We start from the raw sequence: 16,278 nt of genomic DNA, 5'->3' as shown, positions 1-16,278 counted from the left end.
ATATGAGTAAAATCTTTATTTTCCTGTCAAGTATGATGCTTCTTTTACTATCTTCTTCTTTTTTTATTGTGAAAGAAGGGGAGTGTGGTATTGTTTTGCAGTTCGGAAAAGTTTTGCGTAATAATGAACAAAAAACAGTAGTATACTATCCTGGGTTGCATTTTAAATTGCCATTTTTAGAAACAGTTAAAATGTTAGATAGTCGAATTCATACTATGGACAATCAAGCAGATCGTTTTGTTACAAAAGAAAAAAAAGATCTAATTGTCGACTCTTATATAAAATGGCGTATTAATGATTTTAGTCGTTATTACCTCGCAACTGGAGGAGGTGATATTTTACAAGCCGAAGTACTATTGAAAAGAAAATTTAGTGATCGATTGCGATCTGAGATCGGCTGTCTTAATGTTAAAGAAATTGTTACTGATTCACGAGGAAGATTAACAACTGATGTTTTAAACGCATTAAATGAAGGAAGTATTAATTTAGAAAAAACTTCTTTGATTAATGTAAATAGCATGAATGCGTTAGGAATTCAAGTAGTAGATGTTCGTATTAAACAAATTAATTTACCTATCGAAGTCTCTGATGCTATATATAATCGCATGAGAGCAGAAAGAGAATCCGTAGCAAGAAGCCAACGTTCTCAAGGACAAGAAAAAGCTGAAAAACTACGTGCGGCAGCGGATTATAAAGTATCCATGATATTAGCTGAAGCACAAAAACAGGCTTTAATAATTAAAGGTCAAGGAGAAGCTGAAGTAACAAAATTATTTTCAGAACATTTTAGCAAGGAACCAGATTTTTATTTTTTTATTCGTAGTTTACGTGCATATGAAAATAGTTTTAAAAATAATGGAAATATCATGTTAATTGATTCAGATAGCGACTTTTTTCACTATATAAATAAAATGATTCATATTGAAAATCGATAATTTTAAATGTAAGAGTTAAAATATTTAATACAAATAGGCATTATAAGACATGAATAAAAATATTGTAATATTAGGAACGCAATGGGGTGATGAAGGAAAAGGAAAGATAGTAGATTATTTAACTTCGGATAGTTCATATGTCGTAAGATATCAAGGTGGACATAATGCGGGTCACACTTTAGTTGTTAATGGAAAGAAAACAGTACTGCATTTAATTCCATCTGGATTGCTACATAATAATGTCATTGGAGTTATTTCTAATGGGGTAGTAGTTTCTCCTTTAGAATTAATAAAAGAAATAAATATGTTAAAAAAAAATCATATTTGTATCGATAAACGTTTGTTTATTTCTAGATCTTCTCCCTTAGTTTTACAATATCATATTGAGATGGATATCGCTCGTGAAAAAAAATTAGGAATTAGTGCATTAGGTACAACAGGAAGAGGTATTGGTCCAGCATATGAAGATAAAGTTGCAAGGCGTGCTTTACGTGTTGGGGATTTGAAAAACGAAAAAAATTTATCTATGCGTTTAGAAAAAATAGTCAGTTATTACAATCATCAATTAGTATCTTTTTATAAACAAAAACCTGTTGATTATAAAATTGTTTTAAGAGACTTATTGCCAACAATAGACGTGATTTATGATATGATAAAAGATACTACTAATATCTTACATCAAGCTATTAAAGACAAGAAAAAAATAGTTTTTGAAGGGGCTCAAGGTAGTTTTTTAGATATTGATCATGGCACATATCCTTATGTAACTTCTTCTAATAGCACTATTGGTGGTGTGCTTACAGGAACAGGAGTAGGCCCTAAAAATTTAGATTATATTCTTGGTGTAACAAAAGCATACTCTACAAGAGTAGGTTATGGTCCCTTTCCTACTGAATTGTTTGATAATACAGATAAACATTTTTCAAATAAAGGTCATGAATTTGGTTCTACAACTGGCAGAAAAAGACGTACTGGTTGGTTAGATGCAGTATCTTTATGTCAATCAGTACATATTAATTCTTTGTCTGGTTTATGCATAACAAAATTAGATGTATTAGATGGATTGAATGAAATAAAAATTTGTGTAGCTTATAGAAATGTTCATACCTCAGAAGTGATATCATTTTCTGATATAGATGATTGGGAAAACGTAACACCAATATATGAAACTTATCCTGGATGGAATAGAAAAACTTTAGGGATTAAAAAACTAGAAGATTTACCTTATGAAGCGCGCAATTATCTCGATCGTATCGAAGAGATAACTCAAATTCCTATTGATATTATTTCTACTGGTCCTGATCGTTCTGATATTATTTTAGTTAAAGATAATTTTTTTATTTAAAACTAATTATTTTTGATTTAAAAAATTAAATATATTTTTTTCAAACAAATTATAATGAATTAAATAAAAAATGAGATTAAAATTTATTAACATATAATTTCACTATAAAATAATATATTTGGAGAAGTAAATATGGTAGTAGATCCCTACCAAAAAAGAGAAGCTAGTAAATATAAAAACCCGATTCCTAGTCGGGAATATATTTCCTCGTGGCTTCAAAAATGTCAAGATCTAATAAGTCAGAAAAATTTAGAAAAAAAATTTGGTATTAATAATCAAGAAGAAAAAAAAGCGTTACGTCGAAGATTGAGAGCCATGGAACGAGATGGCCAAGTTATATATACTAAAAATCATTGTTATATTGCTCCTGAAAGTCTAAAAGTAATTAAAGGAAAAGTTATAGGTCATAGAGATGGTTATGGTTTTCTTAGAACAGAAACATTAAAAGATGATCTGTGGCTTTCATCAGAACAAATGAAATCTTGTATTCATGGTGATATTATTCTTGCTCATATTGTTAATAATCATGGAAAGAGAAGAAGTTCAGCAAGGTTTTTAAAACTATTACAGCCTAATAATGTATTAATTGTTGGTAGATATTATATTGATAGTAGAATGAACTTTGTAATTCCAAATGATACTCGTTTTAGTTTTAAGATTTTTATCTGCTCAGCTATTAAAGAAGATATTTCTACAGGATCTGTTGTAGTGGTAAAATTAAAGCAGCATCCTATTAGAAATGTCAAAATACAAGGATTGATAGTAGAAGTTCTAGGAAAAGAAATGAATACAAATTTAGCTATAGAAATGGCGCTGCGTACACATTCTATTCCTTCTTTATGGTCAGAAGAAATCAAAAAACAATTATATACAATTGGCAATAAAATAAATCAATCTGATTTAAAAAATCGTGTAGATTTGAGACATCTTCCTTTTTTTACAATTGATGATGAGGATGCTCGTGATTTTGATGATGCTGTATTTTGTAAAAGACAAATTAATTCGCCAGAAGAAGGTTGGAACTTATGGGTAGCTATTGCTGATGTAAGCTTCTATATTCAACCTGATACTCCTTTAGATAAAGAAGCATTAGAAAGAGGTACATCTATATATTTTCCATCTTTAGTTATACCTATGCTGCCAGAAAAAATTTCAACAGATTTATGTTCTTTAAATCCTCATGTAGAACGTTTATGTTTGATATGCGAAATGAGTTTATCAAATAAAGGAGAATTAATTAGTTATAAACATTATGAAGGAATTATATGTTCTCATGGGCGCTTTACTTATGATGAGATTTTTAGAATGTGGAATGGAGACGTTCTATTATGTTCTAAATATAAAAATTTTTTAAAGGATATTAAGAATTTATCATATTTACAGAAAATCTTAAATAAAGATAGTATTTCTAAAAAAGGTATTTATTTTGAAAATATAGAACCTAGATTTATTTTAGATTCTGATTCTCGAATTAAAAGTATTTATCAAAATACTCGAAATGATGCACATAAATTTATTGAATCATGTATGATATTAGCTAATATAGCTTCATCTCGTTTTGTTGAAAAACATAAGCATCCTGTTTTATTTCGTAATCATGATCGTCCTAAAAAAGATAATGTTATTAGTTTTCGTTTATTTTTAAATGAACTAGGACTGACATTATTGGGAGGTGATGTTCCAGAATCCACTCATTATTCAAATTTGTTGAGAAGTGTTTCGAATCGTCCCGAATATGAAATGATTCAAACAATATTATTACGCTCTATGAAGCAAGCAGTATATTCTCCAGATAATCGTGGTCATTTTGGTTTATCTTTATCTAGTTATGTTCATTTCACTTCACCCATTAGACGATATCCCGATCTTATATTACATAGAGTTATTAAACATTTATTATTAAAAAATAAGGATATATCTATAAATAATTGTAATTATTCTAATTCTTTTTTATATAGTATCAATGAAATGAAAAAAATAGGGTTGCATTGTTCTATAACTGAAAGACGTGCAGATGAAGCGAGTAGAGATGTAGTTGATTGGCTAAAATGTGATTTTATGCATAAAAAAATCGGTGCTATATTAAATGGTGTGATTTCTAATGTAACTTCATTTGGTTTTTTTGTGCGTCTAAATCATTTTTTTATTGATGGATTAGTTCATATAGCTTCTTTAAATGATGATTATTATTATTTTGATTCTTTAGGACTTAAACTTATTGGTAAATCTAGAAGAAATACTTATTGTCTTGGTGATTCGTTGCAAGTTAAAGTAATTTCTGTTAACCTTAATGAAAGAAAAATAGAATTGTCTTTATATAAAACCTGATGATCTTTATCTTTAAAACCATGAAATAGTATTGATTTTTTTAAAAAAATAAAATAAAATAATTATTTTAGATATGTTAAATATTCTAAAAAAAGTTCCTTGCTTCCTTAATAAATATTTATAACATATTTATTCGATAAGAAAGCTAAATAAACCAAAAGGAGCATTTTAATGCGTCATTATGAAATAATATTTATGGTTCATCCTGATCAAAGTGATAAAGTACCATTACTAATTGAAAAATATAAAAAAATTATTAATGATAGTGATGGTGTTATACATCGTTTAGAAGATTGGGGCAGACGTCAACTGTCTTATTCAATTAATAAGCTACATAAAGCACATTATATCTTAATGAATATAGAAGTTTTTTCTAAAACTATCACTCTTCTAGAAACAGAATTTCGTTTTAATAATATAATTCTTCGTAACATGATTATGTCTATGAAAAAAGCAGTAATAGAGCCCTCGCCTATTTTTAAATTAAAAGATGATAAGAAAGAAAAAAAATAGTTTTAGTTCATTAAAAATCGTTTTCAAAAATACTAATATACCTATAGTCATAATTTATTTTATAAATAAATCATATAAAAAATTTGTATCATTTATAATGATTTTTGGAGAAAAAATAAATGGCACGTTACTTTCGTCGTAGAAAATTTTGTCGTTTTACTGCAGAGGGTGTTCAAGAAATAGATTATAAAGATATTGCTGTTTTAAAAAATTATATAACAGAAAGTGGCAAAATTGTGCCTAGTCGTATTACTGGTACCAGAGCAAAGTATCAAAGACAATTATCTAGAGCTATTAAGCGAGCACGTTATCTTTCTTTGCTACCGTATACTGATCAACATCGCTAAGATAATTTGATGATTATATTATATAAAAAGAGAAAAATAAACTATGGAAGTTATTCTTTTATCTAAAATTGATAAATTAGGTGATTCAGGTGCGATTATAAATGTTAAATCTGGTTATGCAAGAAATTTTTTAATTCCTAAAGGAAAAGCTATTTTAGCTAATAAAAAAAACATTGAATCTTTCGAAGCTCAACGCATTGCATTAGAAAAAGAAAATATTAGTAAATTTCTTATAGCGCAGTCAAGAGCTGAAAAAATAAAAAAATTAAGTTCTATAAAAATTTCATCTAAAGTAGGAAAAGAAGGTAAAATATTCGGTTCAGTAGGCATTAGAAATATCATTAAAGAAATAATGCTGTTGGGTGTAAAAGTTAATAAAAAAGAAATTCGATTACCTAATGGTTTGCTACGTCAAGTCGGTGAGCATATAGTCGTATTTCAACCACATAGAAAAGTATCTATTGATTTTATAGTTAACATCATTGCAAAAAATTAATTTCATTAGAATTTTTTAAAATTCAATTTAAAACAATATTATAAAGTAACATGTTAGAAAAAATTTGTAATTTAGCACGTTGTGCCGGCAATTGTATTATGAAGTTTTATTATTCCCCGGAACTTATAAATATTTCGTATAAATCTGACAACACTCCTGTAACTAATGTTGATTGTGCCGTCAATGATATAATTAAAAAAGGGCTAATTTTAATTACTCCTGATATTCCAATAATTTCTGAAGAGCAATCATGCAACTTAACAAGTTGTCAACACTGGGAGAATTATTGGTTGATTGATCCATTAGATGGAACTAAAGAATTTTTAAAAAAAAATGGTGAATTTACAGTAAATATTAGTTTAATTAAAAATGGGGTTCCTATACTAGGAGTAGTATATGCTCCTTTTTTTGATATTTTGTATTCTTCATTTTATCAGAATGCTTGGAAAGAAAATCATTCAGGTTTAAAGAAATCAATTAAAGTGTATCAATCAGAAATTCCATTATTAATTACTAGTCGTTCACATGTTGATGAAGAATTAGATAATTATTTAAAAGGAATAAAACATTATAAATTAAAAAAATTAGGTTCTTCATTAAAATTTTGCTTGATAGCTGAAGGTACTGCTCAAGTTTACCCACGATTTGGAAATACTCATATATGGGATACTGCTGCTGGTCATGCTATTGTTGTTGCAGCTGGTGGACAAGTAAAAACATGGACAGGCAAGAATTTAAATTATTCACTATCTTCTCGCGCTTCTTTTATTAATCCAGGGTTTTGTGCGTCAGTGTTATAATATTTTTTTTTATTCAACATTTATCTTATAAGAAATATATAATTTTATTATGAATACTATTGAAATAAAAATTTTAGATTCACAGATAGAAAAAAATTTTTCTTTTCCTACATATGCAACAATAGGATCATCTGGTTTAGATCTTAGGGCTTGTTTAGAAAAAAAAATTATATTGAAATCTCAGCAAACTATTTTAATTCCGACTGGAATAGCAATATATATCGCAGATCCTAATATTACAGCATTGATTTTGCCTAGATCAGGATTAGGTCATAAAAAAGGTATTGTATTAGGTAATTTAGTTGGTTTAATTGATTCTGATTATCAAGGTCAATTAATGATATCTCTTTGGAATCGCAGCAAGAAAGAGTTTTATGTATCCCCATATGATAGGGTTGCGCAAATAGTATTTATTCCAATTATTAAACCACATTTTTCTTTAGTGAAAGAGTTTAAAAAAACCTCACGCTCGGAAAACGGTTTTGGGCATTCCGGTATGATCTAAAAAAATATTTTTTTAAATACCATATTTTTTGCGATATTGTACTAAGTCTGGTATGTGTTTTTTTAATGTTTTATCTTCTAGCAAATAAGAGATTAAATCTTCAATTGTAATTATAGAAATAATTTCATAACTTTTTTGATTTTTCAAATGATTAATAGTGCATAAATTTCTTTTTCCCTTTTCTTTGCGATCTAACAATACAAATACGGAAGAAATTTGAGCTCCTTGTTTTTCAATAATTTCTATAGAATGATGTATTGCTGTACCTGATGTAATTACATCATCTAAAATAATAATTTTTTTGTTATGTATTTTTTCTCCAATTAAATCTCCTTGTTCTCCATGTTTTTTAGACTCTTTTCTATTAAAAGCATATGGAATATTTAAATTATAATGATTTTTTAATGCTATAGAGGTAGCTACAGCTATAGGTATACCTTTATATGCAGGACCAAATAAAACATCGAATTTTATTTTTGATGCTATTATGGAATGAGCGTAAAACAATCCTATTTTAATGATATCTTTGCCTGTAGAGAGTAATCCTGAATTAAAAAAGTAAGGGCTGCTTCGTCCTGACTTTAATTTAAAAGTTCCAAATTTTAATGCTTTTTTTTTAAAAGAGAAATCAATGAATTCTTTTTTCCAGTCCATAAAAATTAAATCCTAATTAATCGTAAAAATTTACAATAGAATTTTACATGTTAATAATTTGAATGACATGAAAAATTAAGCATGATTTTATTTTTATTAGATAATATATAGGGAGAAAAAGTTAATTTTGTTTTATATTGGTGGCCCTTGCTGGATTTGAACCAGCGACCAAGCGATTATGAGTCGCCTGCTCTTACCACTGAGCTAAAGGGCCGTATTCTTTTATCCTCTTACTATAAATCAATTTTTTCTAATAATCTAGAATTCTTTTAAAAAAATTTGTATTTTTTAAAAATATTTTTTTATATATTTGACACATATAAAAAATTTTGATATATATATTAATATTCCTCTGTAGTTCAGTTGGTAGAACGGCGGACTGTTAATCCGTATGTCACTGGTTCGAATCCAGTCAGGGGAGAAAAAAATTACTTCTTACTTAATAATTAATTTTAATTCTTGTGACAAGTTTCTTTTTTCTTTTGATAATTCTGCGCTTTTCATAATATAATCATCTACTCGATCTTCATAATCATTTTTCATCATAAAAATTATTTTTTTAATTTCTTCGTAACTCATATCTAATGTAATATATTGACTAAGATTGTCTAAAAGTAATATTCTTTTTTGATCATCTCTTATTTTTTTTTCAATATCGTTTATTTCTCTTTTAATTTTATTCTTTCTTCGAAACTTATGTACAAATTCTAATACATTTTTAAATGATTTTTTTGTATCTGACATATTAATAAACCTTTTTAAAATTTGTATTTGATTTTTATTTTTTTATTAATGTAATTAATTTTTTTAGGAGTTTAATATTTTATTAAAATTTAAAATGAAACAACTAAAAACAACTCCTACTTTTTTATTTTATGATTATGAAACTTTTGGTACACATACGTCTTTAGATAAACCAGCTCAATTTGCCTGTATTAGAACAGATTTAAACTTAAATATCAAAGATGATCCGCAATATTTTTACTGTTTTCCATCTGATGATTATTTACCTGATCCTTATTCTGTGTTAATCACTCATATTACTCCTCAATATACACAAAAAAATGGAACTAATGAATATAATTTTTCTAAAAAAATATATAATATTTTTAAAGAGTCTAATACTTGTATTCTTGGTTATAATAATATTAACTTTGATGATGAGATTACAAGAAACTTATTTTATCGAAATTTTTTTGAGCCTTATGAATGGAGTTGGAAAAACGGAAATTCTCGCTGGGATTTAATAAATTTATTACGAGCATGTTATGCATTAAGACCCGCTGGTATAAAATGGCCTAAAAACAAATTAGGATTTCCGAGTTTTAAATTATCAGATCTAACAAAAATGAATAGTATTGCACATTCATATGCGCATGATGCGGTATCAGATGTATGTGCAACTATTGAAATAGCTAAACTTATTAAAAAAAAACAACCTAGATTATTTAATTTTTTTTTAAAAATGAGAAAAAAAAATGAATTATATAAATTAATTGATTTAAAAAAAATTAAACCTATTATTTATGTCTCTAGTTATTTTGGAGCGATTCGTAATAATATAAGCTATGTACTTCCCATAACATGGGATAAAAATAATAGAAATCTATTAATTGCGGTTGATTTGTTTAAAGATATTCAAAAATTAATAAACGCATGTAAAAAAATATGTTTTGATGAAGTTTTTATTAAAAATTTATTCAGTTTAGGAATAGTATTTTTATATTTAAATCGTTGTCCTATTTTAGCGCCGATTCAAACAATACGAAAAGAAGACTCTAATAGATTAAACCTTAATATATCTTTATTTAACAAAAATATTGATTTAATTAAAAAAAATAATTTTTTTATTAAAAATATCAAAATTATTTTTTCGAAAGAAAAAAATTTTAGAAAATCTTTAAATGTTGATTTAGATATATATAATTCTTTTTTTAACTCTCATGATAAAGCAATAATAAAAGTTATTAGAAATTCTGAACCGGAATCTTTAAAAAATAGTAGTTTTAATTTCTATGATTCGCGTTTAAAAGATTTACTTTTTCGTTATCGAGCTCGTAATTTTTTTGATACACTAGATAGCAATGAAAGAAAAATATGGTTGAAGCATTGTATGAATGTTTTAAATCCTTTATATTTAAAGCAATATTGTAATGAAATTCAATTCTTATTGAAGAAATATTCTAAAAATTTAGAAAAGGTTTTGTTATTAAAACAATTGTTAGAATATATTGTTAAACAATATAAAAAATTATTCTTTAAAGATATTAATTTAAATTAATATGTTTTATTATCGTAAACTGGTATTTTTTTAAAAAAATTAATAATTCTTTTAAGCTAATACTATATTTTGAATATAAAAAAATATTTTTTCTTATATTTTGATTAATATGTAATTTTTTTAAATAATTTTTAATCTGAGATGTCACTGTGTGTATTGAATCAATAAAATAAATCGATGATGTTTTATATAAAATTTTTTTGATTTCTTTTTCTAGCAATGAAAAGTGAGTACATCCTAATATAATGGTATCAGGATGTACAGGAAGATCTATCCATGATTTAAAAATATTTTTTAATTTTTTTTGTGAAACTTCAATGCCCCGAATTTTTTTTTCAGATATTGAAGCCAATTTATTTGTACCTATTACTTGAATGGTATTTTTGGAAATATTTTTATATATTGTTTTTTTAATATAAGACGAATTCATCGTTGCTTTAGTTGCTATTAAGCCGATAATTTTATTTTTAGTTATTTTTTTTGCAGTTTTTATGTCTGGAAATATTCCAATAATAGGAAAACTAAATTTACTTTTTAAAATAGATAAAGCTATGGTACTTACCGTGTTGCAAGCAATTACGACTATATTAATAGGATAAATATTTTTTACTGTATTAATTATTTTTATACTTCTTTGAACAATAAAAAATTCTGTTTTATTTCCATAAGGAAATGCTTCATTATCTAAAATATAAATATAGTGCATTTTTGGTAGAATTTTTTTTATATTTTTTAATACAGATAATCCACCGACACCAGAATCAAATATAAGCACTGTACGATTTTTTTATAAAGTAAAAAATATTATATTGCATATTAAAAACATATTTTAAATAATTTCCAATATTTTATATATTAGTGTGAGTTTTATTTTTAAATAAAAATGATATCATATATTTTTCAAGTTTTTTACGATCTTGAAGATCAAGCATATTAAGATTTTTTTCATTAATTAAAATAGTTTGTCTTGCGATCCATTTTTTCCATGCTTTTTTTGAAATTTGATTATATATTTGTCTTCCTAATTCACCTGGATAAGACTGAAAATCTTGACCTTCAGATTTTTCTTCTAAAAATGTGCAAAAAATGATGCGGCTCATTATTTGAATACTCCGTTTTTTTAAGAAATATCTTTTTTAAAAATTTCAAGTATTTTCTGTACTGGTTGAGGAAGTCCTATATGTTGAGGATTTTTTAAGTTGTACCAAATACTCGTACTTTTCTCTTTAAAAAATTTTGGAACTTTATTTAATTTAATTACAATTGGATAAATATGTAAAATAAAATGACTAAATTTATGGGAAAAGGATATCATATTTTCACATTTATTTATATTTATTTTTTTTTCTTTTAACCAGATCAAAGCCGTTTTTTTATCATTAAATTTTGGAAAATAAAACAAATTTTTCCATATATCTTTGTCTGTGTTTTTTTCGAGCCAAAAATTATTTTTAAATTTTATTATAATAAACCAAGATTTTTTTTTAGGAGAATTTTTTTTTATAGTTTTTAAAGGATATTTTTCCCATTTTTGTTCTATATTAGCAATGCATTTTCTATTTAATGGGCAAATTTTACATGCTGGATTTTTAGATATACAAATAGACGAACCTATATCCATCATCCCTTGATTAAACTTACCAGTATTATGTATTGGTGTAATTAATTCAATGATGTCCCATAATTTTTTTTCTATTCTAAAATCTTTTAAAAAACCTACTATTCCATAATAACGAATCAAAATTCTTTTTACATTTCCATCTAAAATAGGATAATTAAAATTTAATGATAAAGATAAAATAGCTCCTGCTGTGGATCTTCCTATTCCAGGTAATTTGATCACATCTATAAATTGATCAGGAAATATTCCTTTATATTCGTTTTTAATTATTTGCGCTGATTTATAAATATTTTTAGCTCTATTGTAATATCCTAGACCACTCCACAAGTATAAGATATCATCTAATTGACTATTATTTAAAGATTTTATATTAGGAAAACTTGATATAAATTTTTTGAAGTAAGGGATGACAGATTTTACTGTAGTTTGTTGTAACATTATTTCAGATATCCAAACTGTATATAATGTTTTATTTTTTTGCCATGGCAAATCTTTTCTACCATTTTTATGGTACCAATTTAAAACTAATTGTGAAAAAATGTATTTGGTCATTATAGTTTAAACCATTTTTATAAAAAAATCATCGACGTGTTTTTTTAGAAACGTTAATATGATAATATCATTGCAATAAAGTATTTTTATTAATTTCAAGTAAAATTTTAAATAAAACATGAAAAATAACATTATTACACCAAAATATAATCATAATGGTGTTTTTTTACGTCAAAATCGAAGTTTCGTATCCAGAAAAGGTCGTATTACTATATCCCAATTACGCGCGATTCAAAAACATTGGTCCGTAATTGGTGTTGATTTTCAATTAACACCAATAAATCTAACTTCTATATTTAATTGTCATGCTCCAGTTGTGTTAGAGATTGGTTTTGGTTCAGGAAAATCTTTAGTACAAACTGCAATAAACTTTCCTAATAAAAATTTTTTAGGAGTGGAAGTGTATAAATCAGGAATAGGATCTTGTTTAAATGCTATTCATTTTTATGAAATTCACAATTTAAGAATTATTTATTATGATGCAGTTGAAGTTGTACGAAATATGATTTTAGATTATACTTTATCTGCTGTACAGATTTTTTTTCCAGATCCTTGGAATAAAAAACGTCATCATAAAAGAAGACTTTTAAACAATCATTTTTTAAAAATGATTTCAAAAAAATTAACAATTGATGGTATATTACATATTGCTACTGATTCGGAATCATATGCTTTTTATATATTAAATGAAATAAAAGATATTGAAAATTATAAAAATTTATCTAAAAAAAATAATTTTGTACAACGTCCTTTATCTCGTTTAATAACTAAATTTGAAGAAAAAGGATATCTTCAAGGTAATAGAATTTTTGATTTAATGTTTCAAATTAAAAAATAATATTTTAGTTTATTTTAAAAAAATCTCTAATAATAAATTTAAAAAATTTTTTCCTCTTTGTGTTGTACGCCAAAAATTTGACTTATTAATTAAAAAACCTTCTTGTATTGCAATTTGAATATTTTTTTCTATGAAGTTTTTGGTTACATGGGTTTTTTCTTGAAAATCCTTTTTAAGAATAGGTTGATACAGTCTAAAAGCATTCATAAAATATTCAAATATTTTATCTTTTTTAGATACTGTATGTATAGAATTAAGGTAGTTTCCATTTAAAAAATCATTTATGTTTTTATTTTTAACAGTTCGAATGATTTTCCCATTATTTTGAGTAATTTTACCATGAGCACCACAGCCTATTCCTATATAGTCTCCAAAATTCCAATAATTAAGATTATGTTGACATTGATAATTGATTTTTGAATATGAAGATATTTCATATTTTTTATAGCCTGATTGTTCTAATAATTTCTCTCCTTTTACTGACATTTTTGATATTATATCTTCATTTGGAAGTTTTATTTTTTTTGCATAAAACACAGTGTTGGGTTCTATGTTTAGTTGATACCATGATATATGAGTTGGATTATGCTGAATAGCACATTGTAAATCAGATAATGCATCTTTTAGTAATTGTCCAGGTAAGCCGTACATCAAATCTAAATTTACATTATCACTAATTTTTTTTGATGTTATTATTGCATCTATTGCTTCTTTTGCATCATATGTACGCTCTATTTTTTTTAATAAATCGGAATTAAATGTTTGAATACCTAAAGAAAAACGATTAACGCCAGAATTTTTATAATGAATAAAACGTTGATATTCAAGTGTTTTAGGATTTGCTTCTATAGTAATTTCAGCGTTTTTGGAAATCATATTTCTTTTTTTTATACCATAAAGTAATTTTTTTATAGAAATGCTTTTTAATAAACTGGGTGTTCCACCGCCGATAAAAACAGTTTTTATTTCTCTATTATGAGTTAAAAGTAAATCTTTTTCGAAATCTTTTAATAAATGTTTAATATATTCTTTTTCAGGAATAACTTCTTGACTGACATATGAATAAAAATCACAATACCCACATTTTTTTAAGCACCAAGGAATATGAATATATAGACTAATAGGAGGTAATTTAAACATAACAATTATTTCATCTTTTTAGATAATATTGTATTAAAAAATTTTTTATTTATTGAAAACATCACTTTTAATTTTTATTAAAATATTTATAACAAGCAATGTTTTTTTATTAAAATTGATATCTACTTAATAAAGTATTTTTATTCATAAATATTTTATATTAGTATTATCGTTTTATTTAATATACTTCTATAATTTTTCTTAAATATAGAATAGAAATTAATATAGAATAGAAATTAATAAAATTATCCATGCTAGATATAACTTTTAATTTACATAAGTACTACTTTTAAATAGTTTTAAAATAACTATAATGTTACAAAATATTGATTTAACCAACTTTCTAATATAATTGTAGCGGCACAAGAATGAATTTTTTCTTTTTTTAATGCTTTAAAACCATTTTTTTTAAACATAATTGATTTAGCTTCTACAGTAGTTAAACGTTCATCATGCATTTTTACAATAATCTTAAATTTATATTGTAATAAATTAGCGAATTTTTCTGATTTTCTGGTTATATTTTGTTTTGTACCATTTATATTTAATGGAAGTCCTACAATGATAAAATTAGGTTGCCAAAATTGTATTAATTTTTTTACTATACTCCAATTTGGATGTCCATTTTGAGCATTTAAAACATTTAAAGGTCTTCCTTTTTTAGTTATATTTTCTCCCACTGCTACTCCAATTCTTTTTATGCCAAAATCAAATGCAATCACTATCATTTTATGATCTCTAATATAATATTCTTTTTTCAATACAATCTAATAACATTCCAGTGATAGAAATTTTTTTTTCTGATTCAATTTCACAAATGCATGTTGGACTTGTAACATTTATTTCTGTTAGTTTGTCACCTATTACATCTAATCCTACAAAAATCAAACCTTTTTTTTTCAAAATAGGACATAAATAATTAGCTATTTTCCAGTCTGTTTCACTTAACGATTGTACTTTTCCTGTTCCTCCAACAGCTAAGTTGGCTCTTGTTTCTCTTGTTGAGGGAATTCTAGCTAAACACCAAGGTACAGGTTTTCCATCGATAATTAAAATTCTTTTATCACCGAATTTTATTTCTGGTAAATAATTTTGAATCATGCAATATTTTTTTTCATAATTTGTCATGGTTTCAACAATAACCGAAAAATTAGGATCATTTTTTTTAATTCGAAATATATGAGCTCCTCCCATTTCATCTAATGGTTTTATTATAACATCTTGATATTTTTCCCAAAATTCACGTATCTTAACAAGACTTCTTGTCACTAAAGTATCAGTAGTTAATTCTGAAAACCATGATATAAACATTTTTTCATTACAGTCTCGTAAACTTTGAGGTTTGTTAATTATTAATACACCTGTTTCTTCTGCACGTTCTAAAATATATGTTGAATAAATAAATTCAGTGTTAAAAGGAGGATCTTTACGCATAAAAATAACATCTAATTCACTTAAAGAAATATTTTTTTCTTTTATAAAAGAATGCCATTGTTTTTTATCATTTTTTAATTTTATTAAAAAAGTTCTTGCATATGCATGGCCTTTTCTTAAATAAAGATCATTCATTTCCATATAGTGGATAATATGATTTCTTTTTTGCGCTTCTAGTAAAATAGCAAAACTTGAATCTTTTTTAATATTAATTGATTCAATAGAATCCATTACAATTCCAATTTTTAAATTTTTTTTCTTAGACATATATTTTATCTTAGTAATTGAATGATTTTTTAATAAAGAAATGGTGTTTTTTTATTTGAATTCAATCGGCGATACATTTATATATTCAAATTTAAAATAATATTATTTTAATTATTTTATTTTTTTAAAAATATATTGATAGACTCGTTTTCATAAAAATTTTAATTTGGTACAGTTTAATGGTTTTTAATATTTAAATCATTTATTGAAAAAAAGAATTAA

Annotated in this window: 18 protein-coding genes and 2 tRNA genes; 11 read left to right on the top strand and 9 right to left on the bottom strand. The window is 25.2% G+C overall.

The window, feature by feature from the left end; all coding sequences use genetic code 11:
• Positions 1-2: 2 nt before the first annotated feature.
• The 8 genes from hflC (at position 3) to dut (ending at position 7,269) form a co-directional block, all read left to right on the top strand.
• Positions 3-935 carry a protease modulator HflC gene (hflC, locus tag D9V77_RS02835; RefSeq protein ID WP_158338991.1) on the top strand — a complete coding sequence of 311 codons (933 nt, stop codon included), beginning with the start codon at positions 3-5 and terminating at the stop codon, positions 933-935.
• Positions 936-984: 49 nt separating this feature from the next.
• On the top strand, positions 985-2,280 hold the full coding sequence (locus D9V77_RS02830) for an adenylosuccinate synthase (protein ID WP_158338871.1): 1,296 nt from the start codon (positions 985-987) through the stop codon (positions 2,278-2,280).
• A gap of 132 nt (positions 2,281-2,412) precedes the next feature.
• Positions 2,413-4,608, top strand: a complete 2,196-nt coding sequence (rnr, locus tag D9V77_RS02825; protein WP_158338869.1) for a ribonuclease R — start codon at positions 2,413-2,415, stop codon at positions 4,606-4,608.
• Positions 4,609-4,779: 171 nt separating this feature from the next.
• On the top strand, positions 4,780-5,121 hold the full coding sequence (gene rpsF, locus D9V77_RS02820; RefSeq protein WP_158338867.1) for a 30S ribosomal protein S6: 342 nt from the start codon (positions 4,780-4,782) through the stop codon (positions 5,119-5,121).
• A gap of 119 nt (positions 5,122-5,240) precedes the next feature.
• Positions 5,241-5,468: a 30S ribosomal protein S18 gene (gene rpsR, locus D9V77_RS02815; RefSeq protein WP_158338865.1), complete on the top strand. Its 228-nt coding sequence runs from the start codon at positions 5,241-5,243 to the stop codon at positions 5,466-5,468.
• 43 nt (positions 5,469-5,511) lie between these two features.
• On the top strand, positions 5,512-5,964 hold the full coding sequence (rplI, locus tag D9V77_RS02810; protein WP_158338862.1) for a 50S ribosomal protein L9: 453 nt from the start codon (positions 5,512-5,514) through the stop codon (positions 5,962-5,964).
• A gap of 50 nt (positions 5,965-6,014) precedes the next feature.
• Complete coding sequence (gene cysQ, locus D9V77_RS02805; RefSeq protein WP_158338860.1) at positions 6,015-6,764, top strand: 3'(2'),5'-bisphosphate nucleotidase CysQ; 750 nt, start codon at positions 6,015-6,017, stop codon at positions 6,762-6,764.
• Positions 6,765-6,810: 46 nt separating this feature from the next.
• The gene (gene dut / locus D9V77_RS02800) at positions 6,811-7,269 is read left to right on the top strand and encodes a dUTP diphosphatase (protein WP_261979303.1); all 459 of its coding nucleotides are present in this window, start codon (positions 6,811-6,813) and stop codon (positions 7,267-7,269) included.
• A 12-nt stretch (positions 7,270-7,281) separates the two neighbouring features.
• Here dut and pyrE read toward each other — a convergent pair whose 3' ends face one another.
• Both pyrE and D9V77_RS02790 read right to left on the bottom strand, forming a co-directional pair.
• Positions 7,282-7,923 (bottom strand): orotate phosphoribosyltransferase, encoded by a 642-nt coding sequence (gene pyrE / locus D9V77_RS02795; protein ID WP_158338856.1) that lies wholly within the window; start codon positions 7,921-7,923, stop codon positions 7,282-7,284.
• Positions 7,924-8,061: 138 nt separating this feature from the next.
• Positions 8,062-8,137: transfer RNA gene (locus D9V77_RS02790), tRNA-Ile, on the bottom strand.
• 134 nt (positions 8,138-8,271) lie between these two features.
• Between D9V77_RS02790 and D9V77_RS02785 the strand changes: the two genes are divergently transcribed.
• Positions 8,272-8,344, top strand: a tRNA-Asn gene (locus tag D9V77_RS02785).
• Between the two features lie 14 nt (positions 8,345-8,358).
• Here D9V77_RS02785 and D9V77_RS02780 read toward each other — a convergent pair.
• Positions 8,359-8,667, bottom strand: coding sequence for a DUF496 family protein (locus tag D9V77_RS02780; protein WP_158338854.1), 309 nt, complete (start codon positions 8,665-8,667; stop codon positions 8,359-8,361).
• A 94-nt stretch (positions 8,668-8,761) separates the two neighbouring features.
• Here D9V77_RS02780 and sbcB point away from each other — a divergent pair, with 94 nt between their 5' ends.
• Positions 8,762-10,204: an exodeoxyribonuclease I gene (sbcB, locus tag D9V77_RS02775; protein WP_158338852.1), complete on the top strand. Its 1,443-nt coding sequence runs from the start codon at positions 8,762-8,764 to the stop codon at positions 10,202-10,204.
• Here sbcB and murI read toward each other — a convergent pair.
• From murI to mutY, 3 genes are all read right to left on the bottom strand, one after another.
• On the bottom strand, positions 10,191-10,979 hold the full coding sequence (gene murI / locus D9V77_RS02770) for a glutamate racemase (RefSeq protein WP_158338850.1): 789 nt from the start codon (positions 10,977-10,979) through the stop codon (positions 10,191-10,193). The two genes, sbcB and murI, sit on opposite strands and share 14 nt — an antisense overlap.
• Before the next feature lie 73 nt (positions 10,980-11,052).
• Positions 11,053-11,304: an oxidative damage protection protein gene (locus D9V77_RS02765; RefSeq protein ID WP_158338848.1), complete on the bottom strand. Its 252-nt coding sequence runs from the start codon at positions 11,302-11,304 to the stop codon at positions 11,053-11,055.
• A gap of 20 nt (positions 11,305-11,324) precedes the next feature.
• Complete coding sequence (gene mutY, locus D9V77_RS02760; protein WP_158338846.1) at positions 11,325-12,377, bottom strand: A/G-specific adenine glycosylase; 1,053 nt, start codon at positions 12,375-12,377, stop codon at positions 11,325-11,327.
• A 118-nt stretch (positions 12,378-12,495) separates the two neighbouring features.
• On the opposite strand from mutY, the gene trmB reads away from it, so the two are divergent.
• Positions 12,496-13,215: a tRNA (guanosine(46)-N7)-methyltransferase TrmB gene (gene trmB, locus D9V77_RS02755; RefSeq protein ID WP_158338844.1), complete on the top strand. Its 720-nt coding sequence runs from the start codon at positions 12,496-12,498 to the stop codon at positions 13,213-13,215.
• A gap of 9 nt (positions 13,216-13,224) precedes the next feature.
• On the opposite strand, the gene hemW is transcribed toward trmB, so the two are convergent.
• The 3 genes from hemW to gshB form a co-directional block, all read right to left on the bottom strand.
• Positions 13,225-14,355, bottom strand: a complete 1,131-nt coding sequence (gene hemW, locus D9V77_RS02750) for a radical SAM family heme chaperone HemW (protein WP_158338842.1) — start codon at positions 14,353-14,355, stop codon at positions 13,225-13,227.
• Between the two features lie 308 nt (positions 14,356-14,663).
• Positions 14,664-15,083, bottom strand: coding sequence for a Holliday junction resolvase RuvX (gene ruvX, locus D9V77_RS02745; RefSeq protein WP_158338840.1), 420 nt, complete (start codon positions 15,081-15,083; stop codon positions 14,664-14,666).
• A gap of 10 nt (positions 15,084-15,093) precedes the next feature.
• Positions 15,094-16,056, bottom strand: coding sequence for a glutathione synthase (gene gshB / locus D9V77_RS02740; RefSeq protein ID WP_158338838.1), 963 nt, complete (start codon positions 16,054-16,056; stop codon positions 15,094-15,096).
• Positions 16,057-16,278 lie beyond the last annotated feature (222 nt).

This window comes from Buchnera aphidicola (Sitobion avenae) (assembly GCF_005082585.1).
GTDB classification, from domain to species: domain Bacteria; phylum Pseudomonadota; class Gammaproteobacteria; order Enterobacterales; family Enterobacteriaceae; genus Buchnera; species Buchnera aphidicola_Z.
This window is presented reverse-complemented; position numbering and strand designations above follow the sequence as displayed.

Excerpts from the sequence above, each read along its gene's own strand:
- hflC (WP_158338991.1), top strand. The coding sequence starts at position 3 with ATGAGTAAAATCTTTATTTTCCTGTCAAGTATGATGCTTCTTTTACTA.
- D9V77_RS02830 (WP_158338871.1), top strand. The coding sequence starts at position 985 with ATGAATAAAAATATTGTAATATTAGGAACGCAATGGGGTGATGAAGGA.
- rnr (WP_158338869.1), top strand. The coding sequence starts at position 2,413 with ATGGTAGTAGATCCCTACCAAAAAAGAGAAGCTAGTAAATATAAAAAC.
- rpsF (WP_158338867.1), top strand. The coding sequence starts at position 4,780 with ATGCGTCATTATGAAATAATATTTATGGTTCATCCTGATCAAAGTGAT.
- rpsR (WP_158338865.1), top strand. The coding sequence starts at position 5,241 with ATGGCACGTTACTTTCGTCGTAGAAAATTTTGTCGTTTTACTGCAGAG.
- rplI (WP_158338862.1), top strand. The coding sequence starts at position 5,512 with ATGGAAGTTATTCTTTTATCTAAAATTGATAAATTAGGTGATTCAGGT.
- cysQ (WP_158338860.1), top strand. The coding sequence starts at position 6,015 with ATGTTAGAAAAAATTTGTAATTTAGCACGTTGTGCCGGCAATTGTATT.
- pyrE (WP_158338856.1), bottom strand. The coding sequence starts at position 7,923 with ATGGACTGGAAAAAAGAATTCATTGATTTCTCTTTTAAAAAAAAAGCA.
- D9V77_RS02780 (WP_158338854.1), bottom strand. The coding sequence starts at position 8,667 with ATGTCAGATACAAAAAAATCATTTAAAAATGTATTAGAATTTGTACAT.
- sbcB (WP_158338852.1), top strand. The coding sequence starts at position 8,762 with ATGAAACAACTAAAAACAACTCCTACTTTTTTATTTTATGATTATGAA.
- D9V77_RS02765 (WP_158338848.1), bottom strand. The coding sequence starts at position 11,304 with ATGAGCCGCATCATTTTTTGCACATTTTTAGAAGAAAAATCTGAAGGT.
- mutY (WP_158338846.1), bottom strand. The coding sequence starts at position 12,377 with ATGACCAAATACATTTTTTCACAATTAGTTTTAAATTGGTACCATAAA.
- trmB (WP_158338844.1), top strand. The coding sequence starts at position 12,496 with ATGAAAAATAACATTATTACACCAAAATATAATCATAATGGTGTTTTT.
- hemW (WP_158338842.1), bottom strand. The coding sequence starts at position 14,355 with ATGTTTAAATTACCTCCTATTAGTCTATATATTCATATTCCTTGGTGC.
- ruvX (WP_158338840.1), bottom strand. The coding sequence starts at position 15,083 with ATGATAGTGATTGCATTTGATTTTGGCATAAAAAGAATTGGAGTAGCA.
- gshB (WP_158338838.1), bottom strand. The coding sequence starts at position 16,056 with ATGTCTAAGAAAAAAAATTTAAAAATTGGAATTGTAATGGATTCTATT.